Here is a 23,567-nt window from a genome sequence, read left to right on the forward strand (position 1 = left end):
CGCGCGGCGCATCGCGAGCTGTGCTCGCTCCTACGTCTGTTTTGGGCCCGCCACAGGCGTCATTGGCGAAAAAACAAACCGTAGGAGCGAGCGCAGCTCGCGATGCGCCGCGCAGCGGCGCTCGATCCCACAGGCGCAAAAAAGGCCGCTAGGCGGCCTCTTCTTCTATTTCACCTGGCCCCGTACGGCGGCTGCTTCGCCCTCAGGCTCCAGCGGCGGATGCTCCTGCGCGGCATGCATCAGGTCTTCGGTCACGCGCAATTCCGCGCCAGTAGGCGAGAACGTGGTCGAGGCGGTGAACGGCGCAGGATGCTCGGCGGCCGGGCGCTTGCCGCGGCGCCACATGAAGAAGCACACCATGCCCAGGTTGACCACGGCGAAAGCCCAGAACAAGCCGACCTCGCCAAAGCGGGTCATGGCCGGGGAAATGGCCAGCGGCGCCATCGCCGAACCCAGCGAGTTGATCAACAACAGCCCTTGGATCATCGGCACCAAGGCATCGGAAGGCGCGCGGTCGGCGGCATGGCTGACCGCTACCGGATACAGCGCAAATACGCCGCCACCGAGCAAGAACAGCATGGCTGGCAGCAGCGCCGAATCCGAAGGCAGGAACACCGTCACCAACGACAACACCAGGCACAGCGCGGCCAAGGCGATCAGTACATCCTGGCGATCCTTGCGGTCCGACCATCGCCCCACCGGGTATTGCAGCAGCATGGCGCCGAGGATGACCCACGCCATCATGTTGCCCACTTCGCCCACGTCCAGGCCAATGCGCTGCAGGTACAGCGGCAGCAACGCGTAGATGCCGGCGATCACCACGCCCGAGCCGAAGCAGCCAACCAAGCCTGAAGGCGCGACGCCGAGCAACTGCCGAGGCTTGAGCGGTTCGACCTGATCGAGCAGCGGCGACACGCGTGGCAGGATCACGATTGGCAACACCGACAGCGCCGCCAGCATGCCCGCGAGCATGAACGGGGCGCTGTCGCCCAGGCGGGTGATCTCGCCAAGGCCGGCCTGGGCGATCACCCCAGCGCCGTAGAAGGCGATCATGTACAGCGCCAGCAGCCGCCCGCGAATCTTTGCGTCGCCTGCCAGCAGCAGCCAGCTTTCGATCACCAGGAACACGCCCACCGCCGCCCAGCCGTTGATCAGGCGCAGCACCGACCACCAGGTGACGTCGTAGAACAGCCCCTGCAGCAGGATGGTGGCGGCGATCAAGGCCGCGAAGCTGGTGTAGGCGCGGATATGGCCGATGCGCAGAATCAGCCGGTCGTTGAAGATCGCGCCCAGGGTCAGGCCGATGAAATAAGTCGAAGAAACGATACCGATGGTCGTTGCCGATTCACCGGCAGCGTCCAGGCGCAGGGTCGTCAGGGAAGACATGAAGCCGTTGCCCAGGGCAATGATGAACAGCCCGAGCAGGGGCGCCAGCGCCATGGCCAGCAAACGCGGAGACATACGTACCTCAAGTAGGAGTGGCGGTCGGAAAACGCCTCTTCGGACGCGCACGCCGAACCGACCCAAACGAGGGCCAGAAAAGCTGCACGGGTGTGCCTGGGCTGGATGCGACCTGGGCAAGACTCAACCGCTGGGCCTCTGGGGAGATGGGCCGGGCGGGGTCGGTTGAGCCTATTTCACATGAACGCCATGTGGTCAGGCCTGGACTGTGTCGTTGCTGCCGGTTGCCACCGTTCAAGGCGACGGGCGAAAAGGATCCGCGATTCTACGGGTTCGCAGTGCTTTTCCCAAGAGGTCAGGCCCTGCGACGAGACGTCGCAGGGCGCTGGGCCATTACTGTTTGAACAGGCGCTCGTGCACCCAGCCGCTGTCGGTCAGGACCATCACCTGTTGCTCGCGCGCTGGTGTCTCGGCGGTGGCCACGGCCTCGCCCAGGTCGCGGATGCTGTCCTTGACCTCAGCATTAGCGGCCCACTCTGGCAAGCCAGTGACTTTGTAGGCGTAGGTCACCTCGGAAATGGTGTGGCCCATCATCGGGGCCGGCTCGCTGTATTGTTCGATGGACGTCACCTCAGCCTTGCCGAAGCACAGGCCACCGAGGGTCTTGCCGCTCATCATCTTGCGCGCATTGGCCTGGTACAGCGGGCGCCCGGCATCGGTCAGGTCGTAGGCGTAGTAGACGTCGGTGCGGGCCGGCTGCCACAGGCGGTCCGGCACTTCGACCCGTTTGATCTCGCGCTCGCTGACCACCCCGACCTTGGCCAGCGCATGCAGGGCCTTGTTGGTGCCGGAGATGTCGAAGTCCTGGGTCTGCGTCGGGAAATCGCTGATCACGTAACAGCGCGGGTACTGAGTGTCGAGGTAGGCCTGGGCGGCTTTCTGGAAATTGGCCTTGCTGGCGTCTTGGCTATCCGAGCAGCCGGCGAGGGTGGCCAGCAGCGCCATGGGGGCGATCTTCCTGAACATGAGCAAACGTCCTTGTGTGACGAAAAAACGACTGGGCCGGCATTAAAACCCACGGTCCAGAGCGGCGCAACCATGGCCACGGCGCAACTGGACCCGGTTCACACAGCGCCGTCAGTGATGCCCGGCAGGCTCGCGGGTATCGATACTGACCACCACCGACATGCCTGGCCGCAGGCGCGCAGCCGCAGGCTGATCGGCATCGACGGTGATGCGCACCGGGATGCGCTGGGCGATCTTGACGAAGTTGCCGGTGGCATTGTCGGCCTGCAGCAGGGCAAATTCCGACCCAGTGGCCGGGGCGATCTGCTGTACGTGGCCATACAGCTTGAGGTGGTTGAGGGCATCCACGGTGAAGCTCACCGGCTGGCCGATACGCACCTCGGCCATCTGCGTCTCTTTCATGTTGGCGATCACCCATAAGGTGTCGGGCACCAACGCCATCAGTTGCGCACCGGAGTTGACGTAGGCGCCCAGGCGCGTGCCGATCTGCCCCAACTGGCCATCGCGCGGCGCGGTGACCCGTGTGTTGTCGAGGTCGATGCGGGCCAACTGCACGGCCGCCTTGGCGTTTTCCACCGAGGCCTGCAGCGAGGCGCGGTTGACCACCACTGTCTCGCGATCCTGGCGGGCGATTTCCAGTGCCGCCTTAGCCTGGGCGAGGCTGGCAACGGCCGCAGCCGCATTGGCCTTGGCCAGGTCCAGGGCGCTGCGCGATACCGAGCCATCACTGACCAACGCTTGGTTGCGACGCAGGTCCGCCTGAGCCTTGGCCGACTGCGCCGCAGCATCGGCGATCGCTGCCTGGCGCTGGGCGATGGTGGCCTCGGCGCTGATCCGCTGTTGCTGGTTGTTGGCCAGTGCCGCCTGTTGCTGCTCGAGTTGGGCGATGGCCTGGGCCAGGCGTTGCTTGTAGATGCGATCGTCCAGCTGCACCAGCAGGTCGCCAGCCTTGACGAACTGAAAATCCTGCACCGGTACCGCGACGATATAGCCGCTCAACTGCGGCCCGATGATCGTCACCTGGCCGCGCACCATGGCATTTTCCGTGGTTTCCACCGCGCTGCTGAACGGCGGCAGGTTCCAGGCGTAGAGCACCACCAGGATGCCGGCCAGGGCGACGCCGGCAAAGCTGATCGAGGACAGCATGCGCACACGCCGGCTGCGCCCCGACGGCGCTGGCTCACTGGGCGGTGCGCTGCCTTCAGGGGTTTCGGCGAGGGCGGTGGTGGTAGTGCTGCGGGTCGGTTCGGTCATCGGCTGGCGGTACCGCTGGTAGTGTCGGATGAAGCCGCCTGGCGGGCGCTGTACCACAGCCAGGAGCCGCGAATGGTAATCCAGATCATGGTCAATACGGCAATGCTGCCGATCAGCATGAACACATCGTTGTAGGCCATGACGTTGGCCTCACGGGTGGCAGCGCTGGCCAGCGCGCGCAGCCCAGCCTCGTGGCGCAGGGCAGGGTCGGCGATCACCCCTGCATAGCCCGCGCCGCCGCCCTGCACGCGAGCCTGGACCAGGGGCTCGACCAGGCTCAGGTGATCCATCAGGTGGCTGGAGTGAAATTTCTCGCGCCAGGTCTGGAAGGTGCCCAGCAGCGCCGCGCCGGCCAGCCCGCCGAGGTTGTTGCAGATACCGAACAGCACCGAGAAGCTCACCAGGTTGCGCGGGTTGGCGCGCACATGGCTGATCCCTAGCGCCATCGACGGGCCGAGAAAGAAGGTGCTGCCGAACGCCAGCAGAAACTGGCTCACGTACATCTGCGCCGGGCGCGTGAGGTTGCTCGAACTGCTGTCCATGAACGCCCCGGTGGCCATCGCCAGCAGCGAAATGAACAGCGGAATCACCAGGTGCTTGGGGTCGATGGTCAACGCGCTGCTGGCAAGGCCGGCGACCGCACCCAGCAACATCACCGCGTACAGCGAGCGCATCTGCTCGCTGCTCATGTTCAACATCTGCAGGAAGCCCACTGCGCCGGTGGACTGCTCGGAGGTCACCATGCGAATCAGGATCACGCACAGGCCCAAACGGATGATCGCGCCGCTGCCCAGCCAGCGCGTCATCAGTAGCGGGTTCTGACGATTGTGCTCGATGGCCAAGCCGCTGAGGATCAGCCCGATCGAGCCGGCCAAGGCCATGCCGATCCACGGCGCCTCCAGCCACCAGTCGATCCGCCCCAGCGACAGCGCGGCGCAGAGCAGGGCAGTGCCGCTGGCCATCAGCGTGAAGGTGAGAAAATCCAGTGGCTCGAAGGTCTTGAAGCGATCCCCGGGGGGCAGCTTGAGCAGCAACACGCAGCCCAGCGCGGTCAGCGCCAGGCCCAGCTCGAACAGGTACAAGCCGCGCCACTCGGCGATCTGCAGCAGGTCTTCGGAAAAAATCCGCGCCAGCGGCAAGGCCAGTTGCGACGCGCCCAGGCCCAGCACCATGGCCTTGAGCCGCCAGCGTTCAGGGAACGCCTGGATCATGTAATACAGGCCCAATGAGCTCAGCGCCGCGCCGACCATGCCGTGGGCTGCACGCACCGCCACGGCCGATTGCAGGTCGTTGACCAGCAGGTGGGCGAAGGTCACCAGCACATACAGCACCAGAAACACTTCGGTGAACGCGCGCAGGCCAAATTGCTGACGAAACTTCACCAGCAGCAGGTTCATCGACACGTTGGTCATCACGTACGCAGCCGGCAACCAGGCCATCTCGGCGCTGGTTGCGCCCAATGCCCCTTGCAGAAACACCAGGTTGGCCGTCACCAGCGCGTTGCCCAGCCCACCGGTGATCGCCACCAGCAAGCCGACCACGCCAAACGCCACGCGCTTGGCCGGGCTGTGCAGGGGCGTGGAGGGCGAGCCGGGGAGGCTGGGCTTCTCGTGCGGGAGCCACTGGCGCGGGGTGTATTTGTTCATGGGGCTGACTGTATCACTGCCTTGCGCGCTTTTTGTAGAAGCCGAGGCGCCGGACTCCTCTCAAGCTCCCGGCCATGCGTGGCAGTGCTCCAATGCCTGTCATTTTTGCCAGTTTCGACGGGGGATAGCACCGGCTTATCTTGGGCGCAGAGCGCACATCATTGGTGGAAGGGATTGGGGATGGCACATGAGGCATGACCTTTCACTGATCAAGCACGGCAGATGATGCCAGACGTACGAGGCCGCCATTGAACTATTCACCCTATGGCTTCACACAGCGCCGAAGGAGAACGCTACTGTTATATACCGGCGAAGCCTGCGAGGTGCTGCAAAGTTGCTACCTGCTCGGCAACGGTCGTCGGGTTTACAGCGCGACGCTGATGCGTTTCCTTGGTCCAGATCCGTTCAGTCCTTTCTCATTGGGCGGTCGCAATGTCTACGCTTATTGCGCTGGCGACCCGATCAACAATGTAGACCGCAATGGCTATTCGCCGGTGCGGATCATCAGCCAGGCGGGGGGCTTGGTCTACGGTTCAGTGGGGATGCTCTCGGCCCTGAACAAAACGTCCAAGCACATCGTCAAGCGATCCATCGCTGTAGCGAACGGGCTGACTAAACCCCCGGAGTTCGGACCCAGAGAGCGAGCCATCAATGCACTGATTTTCAACGGTAGCGCAGCCAGTACATTATCGAAAGCGCCTAGCGCCATTCTGGCATTTGGCTTTAATGCATCATCCACTTTCGACCAGGCAGTCACTTTGTTTGGCTTCGGCGGAGCAACTGCAGCCGGCGTCGGCAAAGGGATGCAGCTGTATGCCGATATGAAGGCAACGATCATCGATGCCAGAAAGCACCGGTTACCACTCCTCAAGTTGGCATCGGAGTCCATCAAAGAAGCGGTTGGTTACAATCTGATGCGTGGCCGTGAGTCAGCAATCATTGCACCCAGACCAGAAACAGTGTTGGCAGTTGTTACGGTAGTCAGAGATGCGGACAAACGACAACTTCACAGCCGCTTGAGCGGAGCTAGCACGGACTCCGGCTACGGTTCCGGATCCGAGGTTTGATGTGAGGCGGCTGCGGCGGAACGCTCATTCTACCTAGGCTCGCGTGCCCGTGATTATTCGCTATGGAAGGTTGCCCATACGCATTTCGGAGCGCTATGCATGACACCTGCACTGATTCTGGCTACCAATCAACAACGCTCGGTGATTGCAGGCAGCGGTATGCCTGTCAGGGCTTATACACCTTACGGCGCCCATCGCGTGGATCAGGGTGCATTTCTGGCGTTCGCGGGTGAGCGCCTGGACCCGCATCCAGGGCTTTACTTGCTGGGTAATGGCGCTCGCGGCTATAGCCCGCAACTCATGCGCATGATCACGCCGGACGCCTTCAGCCCCTTCGATGCTGGGGGAAGAAACGCCTACGCTTACTGCGCGGGCGATCCCGTAAACCATGTGGATCGCACGGGACACTGGGCGGAACTAGTGAACTGGACCGGCGGACTGGCCAGGAAGTCGGTAGGGCCCTTGTACTCGATCGATGGAGCGACCCGGCGGGTGGTTCAGCGCTCCGTTGCGCGGATACAGGGTCAAAGCCCGCCGCCTTCACCCGGCATCAAGGATCGTCTGCTCGATACGGTTATTTTTTATAGCGGTGCGCTCTTGGCGGCTACGGACATCCCTGACGCGCTGCTGTTGGACGGTGATCTCGATCCTGTCACCAACCTGGCCATTACTGCAGGGGTTAGTGCGCACATCACGAGGGTACTTACGTCCCTGAAGTCAACCGCTGACACAGCGCGCGCTCATGAACTCCCTTTGATCAAGGTGGCCATGGAAGCGACATTGGATTTAACTGGCGTCAACAGGATGCTGGGACGAGACGGGACAGTTACACCAACGAACCGAGTGGTGAACGCCGTGGCGACTTTACGAAACACCGTGTGACAGTGAATGGCCCAGGGCGAGCAGGGCGGCAGTTGGCTGACCTGACCTCACCAACAGCAGATTCACCGATACGTGGGTCATCGTCCAGGTGCCGAGGCGTTGACCTGGGCCGGGTGATTCGATCCACACCCGGCCCGTGAGCGGCTACAGCGCCCGGGCCAGAAACGCCGCGGTGCGGCTGTCACTGCACTGTGCCACATCCTGCGGGGTGCCGCTGGCCACCACCTGGCCACCGGCATCCCCGGCGCCTGGGCCAATGTCGATCACCCAGTCGCTTTGCGCCACCACGCGCATGTCGTGCTCGACCACCACCACGCTGTGCCCGGCATCCACCAGGCGGTTGAGCTGCACCAGCAGGCGGTCGATGTCCTGCGGGTGCAGGCCGTTGGTCGGCTCATCCAGCACGTACAACGTGGCACCCCGCGCCACCCGTTGCAGTTCGCTGGCCAGCTTGATGCGCTGGGCTTCGCCGCCGGACAACTCGGTCGCCGGCTGGCCGAGGCGCAGGTAGCCCAGGCCGATGTCCTGCAGCACTTGCAGGCAACGCCGCGGCGCCGCCTGTTCGGCGAACGCCGCAAGCGCCTGGTCAACGGTCATCTGCAGCACCTCGGCGATGGTCATGCCCTGCCAGGTAACGGCCAGGGTTTCAGGGTTGTAGCGTGCGCCATGGCAGACCGGGCACGGGGCATAGACGCTCGGCATGAACAGCAGCTCGACGCTGACGAAGCCTTCGCCCTCGCAGTTCTCGCAGCGCCCCTTGGCCACGTTGAAGGAAAAACGCCCCGCATCGAATCCGCGTGCCTTGGCCTGCTCGGTGGCTGCGAACAGCTTGCGCACATGATCGAACAGGCCGGTGTAGGTGGCCAGGTTCGAGCGTGGCGTGCGGCCGATGGGTTTCTGATCGACCTGCACCAGGCGCTTGATGCCCTCCAGCCCAGCCGCGACCCGGCCGCCGCTGCGTTGCTCGGGTTCGTCCTCGAGGCTTTGCGCTTCGCCATCGTCGGCCTGCGTGGTGTGGCCGAGGTGCGCGCCGACCAGCTCGAGCAGGGCCTGGCTGACCAGGCTCGACTTGCCCGAGCCGGACACTCCGGTCACCGAGGTGAAACAGCCGAGGGCGAAGCGTGCTTCGAGGTTGTCGAGGTTGTTCCGGGTAATCCCTTCCAGCACCAACCAATCGCTGGGCTGGCGCGGCGTACGCACGTTGCGCTGCGGTTCGGCGAACAGGTAGGCAGCGGTGCGCGAGGTCGCCACCTCGGCCAACCCGGCTGGTGGCCCGCTGTACAGTACTCGACCGCCATGCTCGCCAGCTGCGGGGCCGACATCCACCAGCCAGTCGGCGCGGCGCATGGTGTCCAGGTCGTGCTCGACCACGTACACCGAGTTGCCCGCCTGCTTGAGCCGTTGCAGGGCATCGAACAAGGCTTCGCTGTCAGCGGGGTGCAGGCCAGCCGATGGCTCGTCGAGAACATAGATCACCCCGAACAGCTGCGAATTGAGCTGAGTCGCCAGGCGCAAGCGCTGCAGCTCCCCGAACGACAGGGTAGGCGTGCTGCGCTCCAGGGCCAGGTAGCCCAGGCCCAGGTCGATCAGCGTGTCGATGCGCTCGAGCAACTCGTTGGCGATGCGTTGCGCGGCCAGGCGCTTTTCCACGCTCAGGGTGTCCTCCTGCTGCTCCAGGTAGCCCGGCGCTGCGACCTGACGCAGCACCTCGGCCAGGGTCTGCAGCGGCAGGCGAGACAGCTCGCCGATATCGCGCCCGGCGAAGGTCACCTCAAGCGCCGCACGCTTGAGCCGTTTGCCCTCGCACGCCGGGCACGGGCTGGGGCGCATGTACTGCGCCACACGCTTGCGCATCTGCGCGCTTTGCGAATGCATGAAGGTGTGCAGCACATAGCGCCGCGCGCCGCTGAAGGTGCCTTGATAGCTCGGTTCCAGCTTGCGCTTGAGCGCACTGCGCGTTTGCGCAGGCGTCAGGCCGGCATACACCGGCACCGTGGGGGTGTCTTCGGTGAACAGAATCCAGTCGCGTTGTTCTTGCGGCAGCTCCTGCCAGGGCACGTCCACGTCATAGCCCAAGGTCACCAGAATGTCGCGCAGGTTCTGCCCCTGCCAGGCCATCGGCCAGGCGGCGACGGCGCGCTCGCGAATGCTCAGGGTCGGGTCAGGCACCATGGTCGCTTCGCTGACTTCATACACCCGGCCCAGGCCATGACACTCCGGGCACGCGCCCTGTGGCGTGTTGGGGGAGAAGTCTTCGGCATACAGCATCGGCTGCCCTGCCGGGTAATTGCCCGCACGGGAGTAGAGCATGCGAATCGAGCTGGACAGGGTGGTGACACTGCCCACCGATGAGCGTGCACTGGGTGTGCCGCGTTGCTGTTGCAGAGCGACCGCCGGCGGCAGGCCTTCGATGGCATCGACGTCCGGCACGCCGACCTGATCGATCAGGCGCCGCGCGTACGGCGCGACCGATTCGAAATAGCGGCGCTGGGCTTCGGCGTAGAGGGTGGAGAACGCCAGGGACGACTTGCCTGAGCCAGACACGCCAGTGAACACCACCAGCGCATCGCGCGGAATGTCGACGTCGACATTCTTGAGGTTGTGCTCGCGGGCGCCACGTACGCGGATGAAGCCGGAAGGGGTGAAGGGGCTTGGCATGGCGCGGTCCTTGGCGGTGATGGGAATGGAAAAAGACGGGCTTGGCCGCCCAGGAGCGATTCTGAACCCAGGCAATTACCAGACTGCATGAGCGAGTGCGGGTTCCGGGTGGTGGCTATCGGGCGGGACTGGGGTGCGCAGGGATTGAGGTACGTACCTTCAGCTATCACGATTTTTGCAAGCTTTTAGGTATCACCCACCCGCAACGCATCGAACCAAGAGAGCCATCCTTGCAACATGGCTATCGCAGAATGAGGGAGTTGAGCGCGTCATCCCAGATTTTCATGAAGTGCTCCTCGCGGACTGAAGCATCCCCCTCTCGATCAGGGAATCCACCCGGATTTTTCGGCGCCTGCTCAGTCGTGTAGCTGTAATCCAGATCTAAACGAAGCTCAGGCTTGTCAGCGTTATCCGGTTCTCCTGGATAAAACCAAACGGCGTTCACCTCGGTCAGATAGCCCTCACCGGTTTTTTCTGTGCTTGCTTCGATGATCTCTTCACCCGGCAGATGGTTGACCATCCGCTTGTTATTACGATAGGTGCGGTGGTGGAACTCTGATTTCACCATCCATGCAGCCGCGTTGCTCGGTAGCCGGCTGCCTTTGCCTCGTTCTGATAGCAATGGGGCAGCGACACCGCCGTACTGCTTGGATGTAAACTTGGCCCTCAGGTTGGGATGCGCTGCGAAATTAAAGTCGACGTAAACACCTTCATTGCCGGTTCGGTAGGGCAGGCAGCCATCTGCGTAACAGAGGTCTTGCCGAGTCCCCGTGCCGTTGAGCGGTATCAAATCAACAATCTCCCTGATGTGCTTGTCTCGGTTGAGTGTACTGTCGTTGCCGAGTACAAACATCATCTCGTTGAACCATTGGTACGCCAGGGTGGAGTAAACGACTTTGTTGATTGGCTCGCCATCGAGTCCTTCACCGGTAATCCGTGTGTGGTCGTAATTGAAGATGATAGCCTTGTTTTGCACTTGTTCTTTTGTCGCTTTATGCTCAGCATTGTCGAGATTTCGCCCTTCGATACGCGTCCAACTTTTTTGAGCCTCTCGCTCGACACGGGACTCGATGAAGCGGGGTGTGATAGCTACAGGCACGCCGTTCAACTCCAGTAAAGCGCCAGCGAACACAGCGTCGCTCGGCAAATCCATGGTGAACCGACCCACTCGTACCGTTTTGGTAGAGTGTTTTGTTGAGTCAACAGCTGTTGTGACTCGTTGTGCATCAGGTGTTGTCGATGGACTAGCCGATAACGAACAGCTGATCACGAATAAGATTGCAGTTGTAGCTGTAGCACGAAACGTCAGCATAAGTTCTTGGCGTCCTTTGCGAGGCTGATGATCGAGCGCAGTAATGACACGGGTCGACTTGACGGGGCAAGGGTAGCTGCACCGGGTCGTACTCGGTGCCCTGCACCAGCACGCAGGACTTGCAGCAGATCGCTACCCATCAGGGTGGTCAGCTGAAGCAGGCGACCGCTTTGGGAGGGCCGGATGCCGTAGGTCAGGTCCATGACTAGGGGGGGCTCCTGAGTGGGGGCTGATCGGGTGGTTATTCCAGGGCCTTGATGGGCGGGTCCTGGTAGTCCTCATCGATGGCGATGCCCATTTTTTTCAGGCGTGCTTCGGTTTGGGCGCGTTCCTGGGCCATGCGGTTGAGTTCGGAGGGGAGGAGGGTTGTCCATTGTTCACGGTCGTCGCTTTCGACGAAGCTTTTATAGAATTCAGCTTCAGTTTGGAAATTAAGCGAAAATAAATAGGTGCCGCGTTCTTGTGGCGCTTGTCGGCTATTTTTTCGTTGCGCACGAAGCTGCAAATAATTGCCATTTTTGTGGAAATACCAGCTGTTGATCGTTGGCATGGCCAGCCAATCTGTTTGATTTAACTTCAATGCAGGATCTTTCCATGGGCCCGTGCCGACAGGTACGCCTAGCACCTCATCAAAGTGATTAAATTTTTTAGCCTCAGCGCCAGGTATTCTAGCTTCGCCGGGGAAGATGTAGCGCTGCCAGCCTGCGGCTTTCAATTTATCCAGTGTTTCATAAAAATAAATGGCGGCCTCGGCGTGCCTTGAATCCTCTGCTACGCCATCCAGGATAATGTTAGTGTCGGTAATCAGGCTGCCATTGTGCGTTATGAATACCGCACTTGTGACATCGTTAAAGACCAATGCGCTTCCGCTTGACGTAAGGAACACTGTCGCTTTGTTGACATTTTCTGCGGGAACGTCAAAGTCATAAAAACACAAGCTGGAATTGCAGTATTTGTCAAAGGATGCAGTGGAGCTCGATAACGTATTTTCAATATTGCCATTCAAACTAGACCTGATTATGATTTCGTTATCCATACTCGAGTTTCCGCAGGCGGCCAGCGTGGTGAATAAGATGAGGAAAAGTATTTTACGCATGATCCCACCAGGTGGCTATGGTGCTAATTATTTCTTCCATTGATTTCAGGTCTATGGTCATAAGTTGTGGTGTTTTCCAGAACTATTTTTGATAAGTTTCCTCCTGTGTTTGTCATTATAAGTATCGCCGTGGGGGTCATAATAACATCGAGTTTTGGGTTTCCTGTTTCCCACCGCATTTCAATGCTGCCTATCTGCGAGGCACATCAAGCTTGCCTTCCATCATTGCCTGCCCATTCAGAAGCAACTGAAAATCCCAGCTCTCGTATATTAACGGCTGTAGAATCCAAAGCGGCTTGTGGTCGGCGATTTTCATCAGTGATGATAATTGGAGATCCCTGCCCGATGTCAAGTCCTTAACGCGCTCGACTTGGTGTGCGAGCGCAAAGCCTTCTTCGAGTGAGGGGTTATACAGCAATTTCACTTTTGGCAGTAAGTCATCAGCCCAAGGCAGCTTTAGGAACGTACCTTTGAAGTTGCAAGTGTAACTAAATCAGTTCGTTCTGGAGCGGCGCTGTTGAATTGGTCGGGGTGGTTTTGTAGAATAAGTGTCACACAAAAAATGTCTTGAAACAGGCAGAAATCAACTTTGCCAAGTGCGCCATGGTTATGTCCAAAAACGCGGCCGCACCTAGTCCAGCGCCATTTGCTATCGCTCGAGTAATCCAGTGCGCACATGGACTGATTATTATCGAACGCATCAAATCCAGTCTAATAAAATCGGCCTTTTAGCTCGGGCCTGCCATTCTATTCGAACTCGAGATAAATGGGTGCGTAATTTCCGCGACCACCACCTGTTTACCGGCGCTTGCATCAAGGGGCCGGCTTAAAGCTGTCTACTACGCGATCCCAGAATGCAAGCGCTTCTTCGTCCGATTGAAAATCACTTCCCACCTCATGCGTACCCAGCTCCAGAGCAAAATAAGGCGAAGCATTAGATTTTACGGTGCCTTGGTACTCAAGTTGAAAGTTATAAAAGTGTTTACCGTCGGCCTCGGTAGTGATTGCAATTTCCTGCGCGGGCAGCCCTCCAATCATCCGGCTTTGCTTTCGCAAAGTTTTCGTTTTGCCAATAAGCTTTGAAAGCGCACCGCTCATGCCACTATTGGGCTGTTTGTCAAGGCGAGTAAAGAGAGTATCTTTTAGTTCGCCGACGCGCTGCGTGAGAAGGCTGACGTACGTGCCCGGGTGGCCCGCAATCTGTGAACCCATATAAACTGATTCTGCAGGTTGCTGGTGAGAGAATTTTAGGTACCCTGCCTCGATAGCAAAGGCTCCGGCGGGAGAGGCTTCCTGCGGTGACCGAAAATAAATTGAATTGCTTATCAGCTTCATTTTATCAATGGCACTTTCATAATCTGCTTCATTCAAGGCGCTTACAGTCATACGGTAAAGTGTGTTCTTACTGGTCAAGAAAAAACTGCTGAATGTATAAAGTTTCTCAAGCTTTGATATGATTAATACACTTCCATTGTCAAGCGCAATTGCTTTATCATAGCGGCTATATGTGCCCCGGGCTTTACCTTGTTTTAGCTGTTCAGTCAATTCTGCAGTTATTGATTTAATATCCTTTATTCCGTTTCTGCTGACAAGGTCGATCCTCTCGTTATATATTTTATAGTAAGCAGAGTCTAATGAGTTTTCCGGCAGGTCAAGTTTGAAGCGACCATAGTAACGCGTTTGCCAATCAAGATTGCGCAAGTTGTTTTCCTGGACTGGCTCAGCCTTAGAGAATGGTGTGTAAAATAAAGTTATTAATGATGTAAGTACCACATTCACAATGGTTGCAGTATTTTTTGTCATTTTTAGTCCAAAGTTAGATTTAATGTGCTGAGAGATGAATCAGCCCCTAAAGAGTGGCGATATTATAGCGTCCAGCTTTGTCGGCATAAGCGTCTTAGTAATTCTTGTCCAATGGTGCAGTGTAATCGTGGATCGGGCAATGATGAATAAGGAGTCCATGGTTTCGGCCTTACGGTGCGCGGTGGAATTGGCCTTCGAAGTGGCTGATGAACAAGCCATAAGAAGCTTCGCTCACAGCAGAGCCGAGCAAACCATGGTCGGGTGCCGGACGCAAGGACTTGAACAGCGGAGCCAAGCTGCCGGGTGAACTATGCAGTGGCTGTCGGCCTGGTGCTCAACGTACCAGAAGATGCCTTCAAGTTCGCACCAGCGCTGCACGAAGTTGGCGTCTGTCTCGTTGAACTGGGTGACGTAGGACAGCGGCGCGTAGTCGCGGCGCAGGTCGAGGCGGTAGTTGCCCCTGGCTTGTTCGCACTGGCTGAACACCGACTCGAGGATGGTGGGCAGGGTCTTGTCCTGCCAGATGCGGCAGTCGCGACGGTATTCAAGTAGGCTGAACCAGGGCGCGAACACCAACTGCCAGTCGTGCAGGCCACGTCGCTGCCCAGGTAACGCACGCTCTCGACCAGGCCATGGCGCAGGACCTGGCTGCCGTCGTCGTAGAGCAGGGCGAGGCTGACGGGCTGGCCGATGAGTTTTTCCGGGTCGTACTCGGTGTCCTTGGGTCTCCTGAGTGGGGGCTAATCGGGTGGTTATTCCAGGGCCTTGATGGGCGGGTCCTGGTAATCCTCATCGACGGCGATGCCCATTTTTTTCAGGCGTGCTTCGGTTTGGGCGCGTTCCTGGGCCATGCGGTTCAGCTCGGCGGGGAGGCGGGATTTCCATTTCTCGCGATTTTCGTCATCAACGAAGCCCTTGTAAAAATCGGCTTCAGTGCGGAAGGTCAGCGTGAATAGGTAAGAACCGAGAGTGTTCTCTTCGCCCGAACTACTTTCCCTCTGCACGCGAAGAAGTAGATAAACATCGTCTTTGTTGAAGTACCAACTACTGAACATTGGAAGGGACAGCCATTCTTCTTTCTCGAGCTTTAGTGCAGGGTCTTTCCACGGCCCGGTACTCGCTGGCGTACCAAGGACCATGTCCGGGTCATCAAATTTTCCCGCTTGAGTACCAGGAATGCGCGCCTCGTCAGGCAAGATGTATCTTTTCCATCCTGCAGCGTTCAATTTATCCAGCAAGCTGTAGAAGTAATCAATCGCCTGCTCATGCCGTGCATTCGATGGGACGCCGCCCAGCGTTAGATAAGCATGGCTCAGTTGGTCGCTTTTGTAAGTACTCAGCGATGCACCGATGACATCATCGAGAATCAAGGGGGCAGAGGTTGAAGCAATCGTGACCTTTGCTTTGTCAGGGCTGCTTGACGGAAGGTCGAACTGATACATGCATAGTGTGCTGTTGCAGTCTTTGCTCAACGGAGCGGTCGATGAGTCAAAGATTTTCTGTACGGACTCATTCATTCTAAAATTAACGGTAGGTGATGTTTTCATGTTGCTGTCTCCGCAGCCCGAAAGCGCTAGGCAAATTAGCGAGCATATAATTTTGCGCATTGTCGCACCAGGTTGATAGGGGCTCGATGATGCGTTCAGTTTACCTCTTTTCTTTCAGCATCAGTTAGTGGTAACTGATTGCAATGATGCCAATAAACTCCATTCTGTCGACGGGGTCGTAAAGCTTACCTTCCGTCACTACTACGTCTTACTTCAAATAGTTTGTCTCGCACTGCGTGCTGAAAGCGGCAAGGCACCGAGGTACCCCAATATGACCTTCCAAAAGCGCTTGGCTGGCAAGGAGAGCCCGGAATTCGAGGCTGTCATAGACACGAGGCTGCAGGATTTTAAATTGCTCGTGATCGGCTATGGCCATGCGTGATTGGAGTTGATAGTCACGGCGCGTCTCCCCGTGCGGGGCCTATCTACCTCGAGTGCCACGTTGTTCAGGCATTCCGGGTCTGGTCAATAATTTGTTATGTTCGTCATTCATGCCTGAGCCAGGACCGATTGGAAGCTTTTTCAACTAATACTCTATGCTTGCCGGCCCATCCAGCGTGGTCCTCACCGGTACTCAAGGTCAGGTGCTTGCCGCTGTACAGATGGGTGTTCTGCGGCGTGGCGGTGCCGATATCGGCCGGGGAGGAGGCGATCAGCAGTGGCTTCTGGTCCCCCGGCGTTTCGCCGCGGCCGCCGCTACGGATGGCTCTGACGGTGTCGCCGCCGTTACGTTGCTGCTCGCTCGGGCCCTGGCTCGGGCTGCTGTTGTCGCTGCCGTAGGTGACATCGGCGTCGGCGTTGAGCTGGGTCAGGCTGTCAAGGCCGGCTTGCAGGGCGTCGGCGTTGTGTTGCTTGGCCGTGTTGGAGAGGGTCATGAGCCGCTGCTCGCTGTTCTGCAACTGCTGCTGGGCTTCGCTGACGTCGAGCTGCGCGCCCTGGGCGTTGCTGCGCTTCCGGGTGCTGAGGTACAGGTGATGCTGGGCGCGTAGGGCGCCGCGGTGGTCGATCAGGTAGCCGAAGTTGAGCTGGGTGTGGCCGTGGCTGCTGTGCAGCTGGGTGCGCACCTGACCGGTGGAGTCGTCCATCACCCACTGGTTTAAGCCGCCGTCGCTGCCGATTTCTTTGCTTTTGTAGCGGCTCATCAAACCGATGGAATGCCAGGCCGGTTCGTGGCCGCCGTACACTTGGCCCATGATCAGCGGGCGGACGAGGTCGTTGTCGAGGAAGGTGACCACCAGTTCTTCACCGGCGCGGAGCACGTGCACGCTGCCAGAGTCCGAGCCGATGGATGCGGCCGATGCGCTCGACGCGGTGGGCGCGCAGGGCCTGCAGGTGATCGGCACCCAACGGGGTGTTCAGCTGCAGCAGGCGGCCGCTCTGCGAGCGCGGGGTGCCAAAGTCACGTCCATGACAAAGGTCTCCTGAGTGAGGCTGGTCGGGTGGTTATTCCAAAGCCTTGATGGGCGGGTCCTGGTAGTCCTCATCGATGGCGATGCCCATTTTTTTCAGGCGTGCTTCGGTTTGAGCGCGTTCCTGGGCCATGCGGTTCAGCTCGGCGGGGAGGAGTTTAATCCAGTCTTCGCGGTATTCATTTTTGACGAAGCTTTTATAGAACTCGGCTTCGGACTCGAATGTGAGAGTGAACAAGTAAGACCCCATTTTCTGGGGTGCTTTCTCGCTATCCTCCCGCTGTACCCGGAACAGTAGATAGACGCCATCTTTGTGGAAATACCAAGTGCTGATCATAGGCTGTGTCAGCCACTCTGCAACCTTGAGTCTCAAGCCGGGGTCTACCCAAGGCCCCGTCACTACCGGTTGGTTGAGTATCGTGTTATGCTCCTTAAAATTGTTTAACTGACTACCTCTAAGTCTTGCTTCGTTTTGGAAGATGTAGCGCTTCCATCCTTCCGAATGCAATTCGTCCATCTGCTGGTAAAAATAGTGTAATGCTTCAGAGTGTTTGGACCCAGGGTCTACCCCGCCTAAAGTAACGTTGGCATCACCGATAATGTCGCCTCCGTATGTGCCTAATGAAGCGCTTACAATGTCATCAAACTGAAGGTCGCCTGATTTTGTTTTTATAGTCAGTTTCGCGCGGACTGGCTCGCTGAATGCAAGGCCGAATTTATAGACGCAAATATCGAGAACGCAATCTTTCTTATAGATTGCCGTGGATGCGGAAGTGGCATGCGTTATCGATGAGCCGATTTCGAATTCTAAGCATGGTTTATTTGTGTTCATATCGGCGCCTCCGCACCCTACGACAACGATGAATAACAATTGGCTAAAATGCTTAAACATTGTCACCCCAGCTTGACATTGTTGAGATGTTTTCCCCCATGTAAGCCCTTTTGGATTTCATTAGTCAATGATAATTGTTTGCGATTTCAGTGATAAATTTCATTCGGTCGTTGTCGTTATACAGTTTTCCTTTGGTCATGATGGTGTGTTAATCAGGGTCGTTATTTTCGCAAGCTGTGCTCATAGCCGCGAGCCGCCTTAGCGCACCTAGGTTGCTCTCCACAAAGGCTTGTATATATCACAACTTTTGAAAAAGCCAGTTGTCATAGATCAGCAGTTGCAGAGCCATAAGCTGTCCGTGTTTTGCAATCACCCTAGTTCATTGCCGCTGGGCGAAACCGCTACGACGGTCTGCGGACCGGGGGAGGCGGGCTTGGTGTGCTCGAACGGGCTGCGGTACGGCGCGCTGTGCAGCTGGCCTTCGAAGTGGCTGGTGAAGAAGCCATAGGACGCTTCGCTCAAAGCCGAGCCGAGCAGACCATCGTCGGGTGCCGGGCGCACGGTCTTGAATAAGGGGGCTAGGCTGCCGGGCGCTTCGCGGCGCTGCTGGGCCATGGGCAGGTTGCTTTCGGCAAAGAACTGCACTTCGATCAGCAGAAACTGCCGGTCCTCGGCGGCCTTGCGCTCGTACAGCGGATGCTGGGTCAGTTCGAACCAGCGGCCGGCCTGCAACTGGCGCACGCCGGCTTGGCCGTGCACGCGGCGCGCCTGGGATTCGCGCTGTTCGATCTGCACGCGGCTGAGCCAGTCGCCGCGCTCCTGTTTCTGCCAGTTGTACTGGCCCTGGTATTCGTAATGCTCAAGGGCCGCCGGGGCAGAGGCGGCCTGCAGGGCCGGCATCACGCTTTCCCGCGGCTGGCTGTGGGCCAGGTAGTCGACGCTGCGCCAGTTGAGCTTGCCGCTGAGCAACTGCGAGCCGGTGCTCCACTGGGTGATGCCGTCCTGCTTCTGGGTCACGCTCTGGGTGTGGAACGGCAGTTGCTGTGGCGCGAGGGGGGGGCAGGGTGTCGTTGCTGTCGATGAAGACGATGCAGTGGCTATCGGCCTTGTGCTCGACGTACCAGAAGATGCCTTCGCGTTCGCACCAGCGCTGCACGAAGTTGGCGTCGGTCTCGTTGAACTGGGTGACGTAGGACAGCGGCGCATACTCGCGGCGCAGGTCGAGGCGGTAGTTGCCCTTGGCTTGTTCGTGCTGGGCGAACACCGACTCGAGGATAGCGGGCAAGGTCTTGTCCTGCCAGATGCGGCAGTCGCTGCGGTACTCGAGCAGGCTGAACCAGGGCGCGAACACCAGCTGCCAGTCGTGCAGGCCACCGTCGCTGCCCAGATAACGCACGCTTTCGACTAGGCCATGGCGCGGGGCCTGGCTGCCGTCGTCGCAGAGCAGGGCGAGGCTGACGGGCTGGCCGATGAGTTTTTCCGGGTCGTACTCGGTGTCCTGCACCAGCACGTCAAGGGTGTAGCGCGGGGTGCGACCGATGCGCTCGACGCCGTGGGCGCGCAGGGCCTGCAGCTGATCGGCACCCAGTGGGGTGGTCAGCTGCAGCAGGCGGCCGCTTTGCGAAGGTGGGGTATCGATGATCTGCTTCGTTTTAATTTTCCTTTTCCAGAAGCCATAAATACTAGTTTAGATGCGCTCTATGCTGGTCACCATCTTGTCCCAAAACGTTAGAGCTTCATCGTCACTTGCGAATGTCTCACCCTTGTCCAAGGTGCTTAGCTCAAGGACGGTATAAGGCTCTAGGCTTTTTTCTGGTGTGCCTGGGAACTCTAGGCGGAAGGAATAAAATATTCTTCCGTCTGACTTGGTTTTTAGAAGCAGTTCTTCGAATGGTAAACCGACAACCATGAGTTGTCTCTTTCTAATTAGAGTGGTTTTGGATAATAAGCTCTTTAAAAGTTGTGTCATTCCACCCGTTGTGCGCTCTTCATAGCGAGAACTTAGTCCGGGCTCAGTTTCACCGATGATTTGAGTGTCGAAAATTATATGAATTCCTGGAGTTGTCGATATTGGTAGTCCTATAGAAATTTGTTCAGGGTACTTATTTAAAGGCCGGTCAATGTACCCAGCCTCTAACGCGAAAGCTCCTGCTGGCGGAGGGGTCGTGGGATTGCGGAAGTGAATACCGGAATTTATATCTTTTGTGATTTTAATGGAGTTGTCAAAACCTTGCAGAGAGACACCTTCTACAGTTTGGCGATATAGCGTGTTTTTGGAGGTAAGGTAATAAATATCAAAGTTATATTTTTTTCCTTTTGAAATTACAATCGCGCCGCCATGCTCGAGTGCTATAGTTTGGTCGTAAGCCGGATATCCAGATTTATGTAATTTGTTGATTTTCTCTACGGCGTCATTAATTGCTTTGTCAATGTCCCTCTTGCCGTTTTTGCTGATTAGCTTTATATCGTTTTCAGCAATCTTATACGAAGACCAAATATTTTCGCCGGTAGTGTCTGCGGCAAAGGAAAAGCGTCCAAAATAAAAACGGTTGGTGGTGTCTTGCCTATCGTTCGCTCCGCTTTTTAAACTAATTACTAGGCATAAAGGTGCGCTCACCAACGAGATGAGCAGCCTAATTCTTTTCGTGGACTTTTTATATGGAAACATGTGCGGATATTCTCACGATGCTATAAAGAGTAGCGTACAGCGTTCTTCCATCCTTGTCATTATAAGCATTCTGGTGCTCATAGCCCTCTGTATAATTGTGCGCGCCTGTTCGGCATGCATCTGGATATCGGTCAGAATTAGCGCCATGCGCAAACGCACCTTTGACATTTGAGAAATTTCTGGAACTGGCTGATGAGACATTAGGCAATCAGCAGAGGCTTCTGGTACCTCGGCGTCTCGCCGCGGCCGCCGCTACGGATGGCCCAGGCGGCGTCGCCGCCGTTGCGTTGCTGCTCGCTGGGGCCCTGGCTTGGGCTGCTGTTGTCGCTGATGTAGGTGACATCGGCGTCGGCGTTGTGCTGGGGTCAGGCTGTCGAGGCCGGCTTGCAGGGCGTCGGCGTTGTGTTGCTTCGCCGTGTCGGAGAGGGTCTTGAGCCGCTGCTCGCTGTTCTGCAACTGCTGCTGGGCTTCGCTGATATCAAGCTCCGCGCCCTGAGCGTTGCTGCGTTTCCAGGTGCTCAGGTACAGGCCCTGCTGGGCGCGCAGGGCGCCGTAGGCGTCGGTGCGCAGCTCGAAGCCGGTGCCGCGCAGGGCGCCGCGGTGGTTGCCGCGCTGCTCGATCAGGTAGCTCAGCGGGCGGTCGGTGTCGTTGTCAAGGAAAGTGACCACCACTTCTTCACCGGCACCTGGCAAAGAGTCTCCTGAGGGGGGCTGATCGGGTGGTTATTCCAGAGCCTTAATGGGCGGGTCCTGGTAGTCCTCATCGATGGCGATGCCCATTTTTTTCAGGCGTGCTTCGGTTTGGGCGCGTTCCTGGGCCATGCGGTTGAGTTCGGCAGGTACAAGAGCTTTCCAGTTTTCGCGGTCTTCGTCATCAACGAAGCTCTTGTAAAAATCGGCTTCACTCCGGAAGGTCAAGGTGAACAAGTAGGACCCTTTCTCTCTGGGCGCTTGCGCGTCGTTTTCACGCTGTACGGTTACTTTTAGGTATTCATTGTCTCTATACAACAGCCAATTGCTGAACATTGGCATAGATAGCCAACCATTTTTATCCAGGCCAAGGGTGGGGTCTTGCCATGGGCCCGTTGCGACAGGAGTATCTAGGACTTCATCCACATCTTTGAACTTACTGCTTTCAGTGGCTGATATTCTCGCCTCGTTTGGATAGATATAGCGTTGCCATCCTGCCTTGCGGAGTTTATCTAGAAGCTCACTAAAATAATTCATGGCAAGTTCGTGCTCGCTATTTGGCGCTACGCCATTCAGCGTGACATACGAGTTTGAGAGCGTATCACTTTTGTAGGTCATTAATGCCGCGCTGATAACGTCGTCAAAAACCATAGCTTGATTTCTGCTTTCAACGGTCAATACGGCTTTGTTCGGGCTGGCTGAAGAGATGTCGAACCCAAAAAAGCAGATATCACTATTGCAGTTTTTGGACAGCGGTGCAGTCGATTTAGACAGCAGGGACTGGATAGGCTCGTAAAAATTTATTTTGATTGTGGGCCTGTCGTTTTTCATTTTCGGGTTCTCACATCCAAACAGTGCTGCGAACAGCAAGATAATCACGGTTTTACGCATTTTCACTCCGAGAGGCAATGGTCCTTATTGTGCTTTCCATGTGGGAGCTCTGGGGATGCACAAGATTGTGGTACTTGTTTGCAACATTTCCAATGAATTTCATTCTGTCCGTGACGTTATGCAACTTACCTTCAGTCATTACGATGTCGTATTGAGGGTCGTTCGTTTCGCAAGCCGTGCTGAATGCAGCGAGCCGACGAGGTACGCCGAAATGGCCTTCGACTAACGCCTGACTGTTGAGCAGCGTCTTGAATAATTTGTTCGCATAAATCAATGGCTGCAAAATCATGCGTTATTCATGGTACGCAATCAGAGCAGAGCGAGGCTGACGGGCTGGTCGATGAGTTTTTCCGGGTCGTACTCGGTGTCCTGCACCAGCACGTCGAGGGTGAAGCGCGGGGTGCGGCCAATGCGCTCGACGCCGTGGGCGCGCAGGGCCTGCAGCTGATCGGTACCCAGTGGGGTGGTCAGTTGCAGCAGGCGGCCGCTTTGCGAGAGCGGGGTGCCGAAGGTCAGGTCCATGACAAAGGGTCTCCTGAGTGGGGACTGATCGGGTGGTTATTCCAGGGCCTTGATGGGCGGGTCCTGGTAGTCCTCATCGATGGCGATGCCCATTTTTTTCAGGCGTGCCTCGGTTTGGGCGCGTTCCTGGGCCATGCGTTTGAGTTCAGCAGGTACAAGAGCTTTCCAGTTTTCACGGTCTTTTTCACCTTCAACGAAGCCTTTGTAAAAATCGCTTTCAGATTCAAAGTTAAGTGTGAATAAGTAAGATCCGAGTTTTTGCGGTGCTTGAGTGTTTTTCTCACGCTGAACGCGAAAAATTAGGTACACTCCATCTCTGTAGAAATACCAGCTGTTGATCGTCGGAAGAGTAAGCCACTCCTCTGCGCTCAGTTTCAAGGCAGGATCCTTCCACGGGCCGGTTCCGACGGGCTTGCCCAATATTGACCGAGGGTTTTCAAATTTATAGGCTTCTTCTCCTGAGACTCTTGCCTCATTCTGGAATATATATCTTTCCCAGCCTGCAGAAAGTAGCTTTTCTACTTGTTGATTGAAATAGCGCATTGCCTGCTCGTGTTCAGAGTCTTCTGGCACACCACCGAGCGTCACTCTGGCATTATTAATAATATTGCTTTCAAAGGTTCCCAAGGTTGTGCTAACGACATCGTCGAAATTTAAGCTGCCCGTTTTGGAATCAATCGAAAGATTAGCACGAACAGGATTGGCGAAAGAAAGCGAGAATTTATAAAGGCACACCCCCTGCATGCAATCTTTTTTAAAAGTGGTGGATGATGATGCCAAAGCATTATCAATAGGGGCGTCAATTTGAAACCTGATGGTAGATTTGTTCTCGTTCATGTTAGGTTCCCCGCAAGCTGAAATTA

17 protein-coding genes and 6 pseudogenes are annotated in these 23,567 nt (G+C 57.3%); 3 read left to right on the forward strand and 20 right to left on the reverse strand.

Annotated elements, in window-relative coordinates; all coding sequences use genetic code 11:
* Positions 1-165: 165 nt before the first annotated feature.
* The 4 genes from ACLEJW_RS21855 to ACLEJW_RS21870 form a co-directional block, all read right to left on the reverse strand.
* Entirely contained in the window at positions 166-1,461 is a 1,296-nt protein-coding gene (locus tag ACLEJW_RS21855; protein ID WP_313302957.1) for an MFS transporter, read from the reverse strand.
* Positions 1,462-1,794: 333 nt separating this feature from the next.
* Complete coding sequence (locus ACLEJW_RS21860; protein WP_145193414.1) at positions 1,795-2,427, reverse strand: hypothetical protein; 633 nt, start codon at positions 2,425-2,427, stop codon at positions 1,795-1,797.
* Between the two features lie 111 nt (positions 2,428-2,538).
* A complete protein-coding gene (locus ACLEJW_RS21865) occupies positions 2,539-3,681 on the reverse strand; it encodes an HlyD family secretion protein (protein ID WP_145193412.1) in 1,143 nt (380 codons plus the stop codon).
* Entirely contained in the window at positions 3,678-5,327 is a 1,650-nt protein-coding gene (locus ACLEJW_RS21870; protein WP_313302952.1) for an MFS transporter, read from the reverse strand. The genes ACLEJW_RS21865 and ACLEJW_RS21870 overlap by 4 nt, the downstream gene beginning before the upstream one ends.
* 248 nt (positions 5,328-5,575) lie before the next feature.
* Here ACLEJW_RS21870 and ACLEJW_RS21875 point away from each other — a divergent pair, with 248 nt between their 5' ends.
* Positions 5,576-6,394: an RHS repeat-associated core domain-containing protein gene (locus ACLEJW_RS21875; protein WP_440778237.1), complete on the forward strand. Its 819-nt coding sequence runs from the start codon at positions 5,576-5,578 to the stop codon at positions 6,392-6,394.
* A 99-nt stretch (positions 6,395-6,493) separates the two neighbouring features.
* The gene (locus tag ACLEJW_RS21880; protein WP_440778238.1) at positions 6,494-7,276 is read left to right on the forward strand and encodes an RHS repeat-associated core domain-containing protein; all 783 of its coding nucleotides are present in this window, start codon (positions 6,494-6,496) and stop codon (positions 7,274-7,276) included.
* Positions 7,277-7,420: 144 nt separating this feature from the next.
* Here ACLEJW_RS21880 and uvrA read toward each other — a convergent pair whose 3' ends face one another.
* The 8 genes and pseudogenes from uvrA to ACLEJW_RS21920 form a co-directional block, all read right to left on the reverse strand.
* Complete coding sequence (uvrA, locus tag ACLEJW_RS21885; protein ID WP_440778239.1) at positions 7,421-9,934, reverse strand: excinuclease ABC subunit UvrA; 2,514 nt, start codon at positions 9,932-9,934, stop codon at positions 7,421-7,423.
* Between the two features lie 241 nt (positions 9,935-10,175).
* A complete protein-coding gene (locus ACLEJW_RS21890) occupies positions 10,176-11,087 on the reverse strand; it encodes a T6SS immunity protein Tli4 family protein (RefSeq protein WP_440778240.1) in 912 nt (303 codons plus the stop codon).
* A gap of 400 nt (positions 11,088-11,487) precedes the next feature.
* Positions 11,488-12,342, reverse strand: coding sequence for a hypothetical protein (locus ACLEJW_RS21895; RefSeq protein ID WP_440778241.1), 855 nt, complete (start codon positions 12,340-12,342; stop codon positions 11,488-11,490).
* Positions 12,343-13,155: 813 nt separating this feature from the next.
* On the reverse strand, positions 13,156-14,145 hold the full coding sequence (locus ACLEJW_RS21900) for a T6SS immunity protein Tli4 family protein (RefSeq protein ID WP_440778242.1): 990 nt from the start codon (positions 14,143-14,145) through the stop codon (positions 13,156-13,158).
* 306 nt (positions 14,146-14,451) lie between these two features.
* Positions 14,452-14,867, reverse strand: a pseudogene (locus ACLEJW_RS21905) (contractile injection system protein, VgrG/Pvc8 family); the annotation flags it as partial.
* A 30-nt stretch (positions 14,868-14,897) separates the two neighbouring features.
* On the reverse strand, positions 14,898-15,692 hold the full coding sequence (locus ACLEJW_RS21910) for a hypothetical protein (protein ID WP_440778243.1): 795 nt from the start codon (positions 15,690-15,692) through the stop codon (positions 14,898-14,900).
* A gap of 208 nt (positions 15,693-15,900) precedes the next feature.
* A pseudogene (locus tag ACLEJW_RS21915) lies at positions 15,901-16,092 on the reverse strand (DUF2515 family protein); the annotation flags it as partial.
* A gap of 139 nt (positions 16,093-16,231) precedes the next feature.
* Positions 16,232-16,981: pseudogene (locus ACLEJW_RS21920) on the reverse strand (type VI secretion system Vgr family protein); the annotation flags it as partial.
* Here ACLEJW_RS21920 and ACLEJW_RS21925 point away from each other — a divergent pair.
* The gene (locus tag ACLEJW_RS21925) at positions 16,977-17,117 is read left to right on the forward strand and encodes a hypothetical protein (protein WP_440778259.1); all 141 of its coding nucleotides are present in this window, start codon (positions 16,977-16,979) and stop codon (positions 17,115-17,117) included. The pseudogene ACLEJW_RS21920 and the gene ACLEJW_RS21925 overlap by 5 nt on opposite strands.
* Before the next feature lie 18 nt (positions 17,118-17,135).
* On the opposite strand, the gene ACLEJW_RS21930 is transcribed toward ACLEJW_RS21925, so the two are convergent.
* From ACLEJW_RS21930 to ACLEJW_RS21965, 8 genes and pseudogenes are all read right to left on the reverse strand, one after another.
* Positions 17,136-17,933, reverse strand: coding sequence for a hypothetical protein (locus ACLEJW_RS21930; protein WP_440778244.1), 798 nt, complete (start codon positions 17,931-17,933; stop codon positions 17,136-17,138).
* Positions 17,934-18,302: 369 nt separating this feature from the next.
* Positions 18,303-19,443 (reverse strand): annotated as a pseudogene (locus tag ACLEJW_RS21935) (type VI secretion system Vgr family protein).
* 177 nt (positions 19,444-19,620) lie between these two features.
* A complete protein-coding gene (locus ACLEJW_RS21940) occupies positions 19,621-20,601 on the reverse strand; it encodes a T6SS immunity protein Tli4 family protein (RefSeq protein WP_440778245.1) in 981 nt (326 codons plus the stop codon).
* Between the two features lie 203 nt (positions 20,602-20,804).
* A pseudogene (locus ACLEJW_RS21945) lies at positions 20,805-21,315 on the reverse strand (type VI secretion system Vgr family protein); the annotation flags it as partial.
* 9 nt (positions 21,316-21,324) lie between these two features.
* Positions 21,325-22,182, reverse strand: coding sequence for a hypothetical protein (locus ACLEJW_RS21950; RefSeq protein ID WP_440778246.1), 858 nt, complete (start codon positions 22,180-22,182; stop codon positions 21,325-21,327).
* Positions 22,175-22,471 carry a DUF2515 family protein gene (locus ACLEJW_RS21955; RefSeq protein WP_440778247.1) on the reverse strand — a complete coding sequence of 99 codons (297 nt, stop codon included), beginning with the start codon at positions 22,469-22,471 and terminating at the stop codon, positions 22,175-22,177. Before ACLEJW_RS21955 ends, ACLEJW_RS21950 begins: the two co-directional genes overlap by 8 nt.
* Positions 22,472-22,494: 23 nt before the next feature.
* Positions 22,495-22,704 (reverse strand): annotated as a pseudogene (locus ACLEJW_RS21960) (hypothetical protein); the annotation flags it as partial.
* A gap of 36 nt (positions 22,705-22,740) precedes the next feature.
* Entirely contained in the window at positions 22,741-23,541 is an 801-nt protein-coding gene (locus ACLEJW_RS21965; RefSeq protein ID WP_440778248.1) for a hypothetical protein, read from the reverse strand.
* Positions 23,542-23,567 lie beyond the last annotated feature (26 nt).

This window comes from Pseudomonas sp. SMSB3 (assembly GCF_052041965.1).
In the GTDB taxonomy this organism is placed as follows: domain Bacteria; phylum Pseudomonadota; class Gammaproteobacteria; order Pseudomonadales; family Pseudomonadaceae; genus Aquipseudomonas.

Bases quoted from the DNA above. Each gene is read 5' to 3' on its own strand.
- ACLEJW_RS21855 (WP_313302957.1), bottom strand. From the start codon at position 1,461: ATGTCTCCGCGTTTGCTGGCCATGGCGCTGGCGCCCCTGCTCGGGCTG.
- ACLEJW_RS21860 (WP_145193414.1), bottom strand. From the start codon at position 2,427: ATGTTCAGGAAGATCGCCCCCATGGCGCTGCTGGCCACCCTCGCCGGC.
- ACLEJW_RS21865 (WP_145193412.1), bottom strand. From the start codon at position 3,681: ATGACCGAACCGACCCGCAGCACTACCACCACCGCCCTCGCCGAAACC.
- ACLEJW_RS21870 (WP_313302952.1), bottom strand. From the start codon at position 5,327: ATGAACAAATACACCCCGCGCCAGTGGCTCCCGCACGAGAAGCCCAGC.
- ACLEJW_RS21880 (WP_440778238.1), top strand. From the start codon at position 6,494: ATGACACCTGCACTGATTCTGGCTACCAATCAACAACGCTCGGTGATT.
- uvrA (WP_440778239.1), bottom strand. From the start codon at position 9,934: ATGCCAAGCCCCTTCACCCCTTCCGGCTTCATCCGCGTACGTGGCGCC.
- ACLEJW_RS21890 (WP_440778240.1), bottom strand. From the start codon at position 11,087: ATGGATTTGCCGAGCGACGCTGTGTTCGCTGGCGCTTTACTGGAGTTG.
- ACLEJW_RS21895 (WP_440778241.1), bottom strand. From the start codon at position 12,342: ATGCGTAAAATACTTTTCCTCATCTTATTCACCACGCTGGCCGCCTGC.
- ACLEJW_RS21900 (WP_440778242.1), bottom strand. From the start codon at position 14,145: ATGACAAAAAATACTGCAACCATTGTGAATGTGGTACTTACATCATTA.
- ACLEJW_RS21910 (WP_440778243.1), bottom strand. From the start codon at position 15,692: ATGAAAACATCACCTACCGTTAATTTTAGAATGAATGAGTCCGTACAG.
- ACLEJW_RS21925 (WP_440778259.1), top strand. From the start codon at position 16,977: ATGGATGCGGCCGATGCGCTCGACGCGGTGGGCGCGCAGGGCCTGCAG.
- ACLEJW_RS21930 (WP_440778244.1), bottom strand. From the start codon at position 17,933: ATGAACACAAATAAACCATGCTTAGAATTCGAAATCGGCTCATCGATA.
- ACLEJW_RS21940 (WP_440778245.1), bottom strand. From the start codon at position 20,601: ATGTTTCCATATAAAAAGTCCACGAAAAGAATTAGGCTGCTCATCTCG.
- ACLEJW_RS21950 (WP_440778246.1), bottom strand. From the start codon at position 22,182: ATGCGTAAAACCGTGATTATCTTGCTGTTCGCAGCACTGTTTGGATGT.
- ACLEJW_RS21955 (WP_440778247.1), bottom strand. From the start codon at position 22,471: ATGATTTTGCAGCCATTGATTTATGCGAACAAATTATTCAAGACGCTG.
- ACLEJW_RS21965 (WP_440778248.1), bottom strand. From the start codon at position 23,541: ATGAACGAGAACAAATCTACCATCAGGTTTCAAATTGACGCCCCTATT.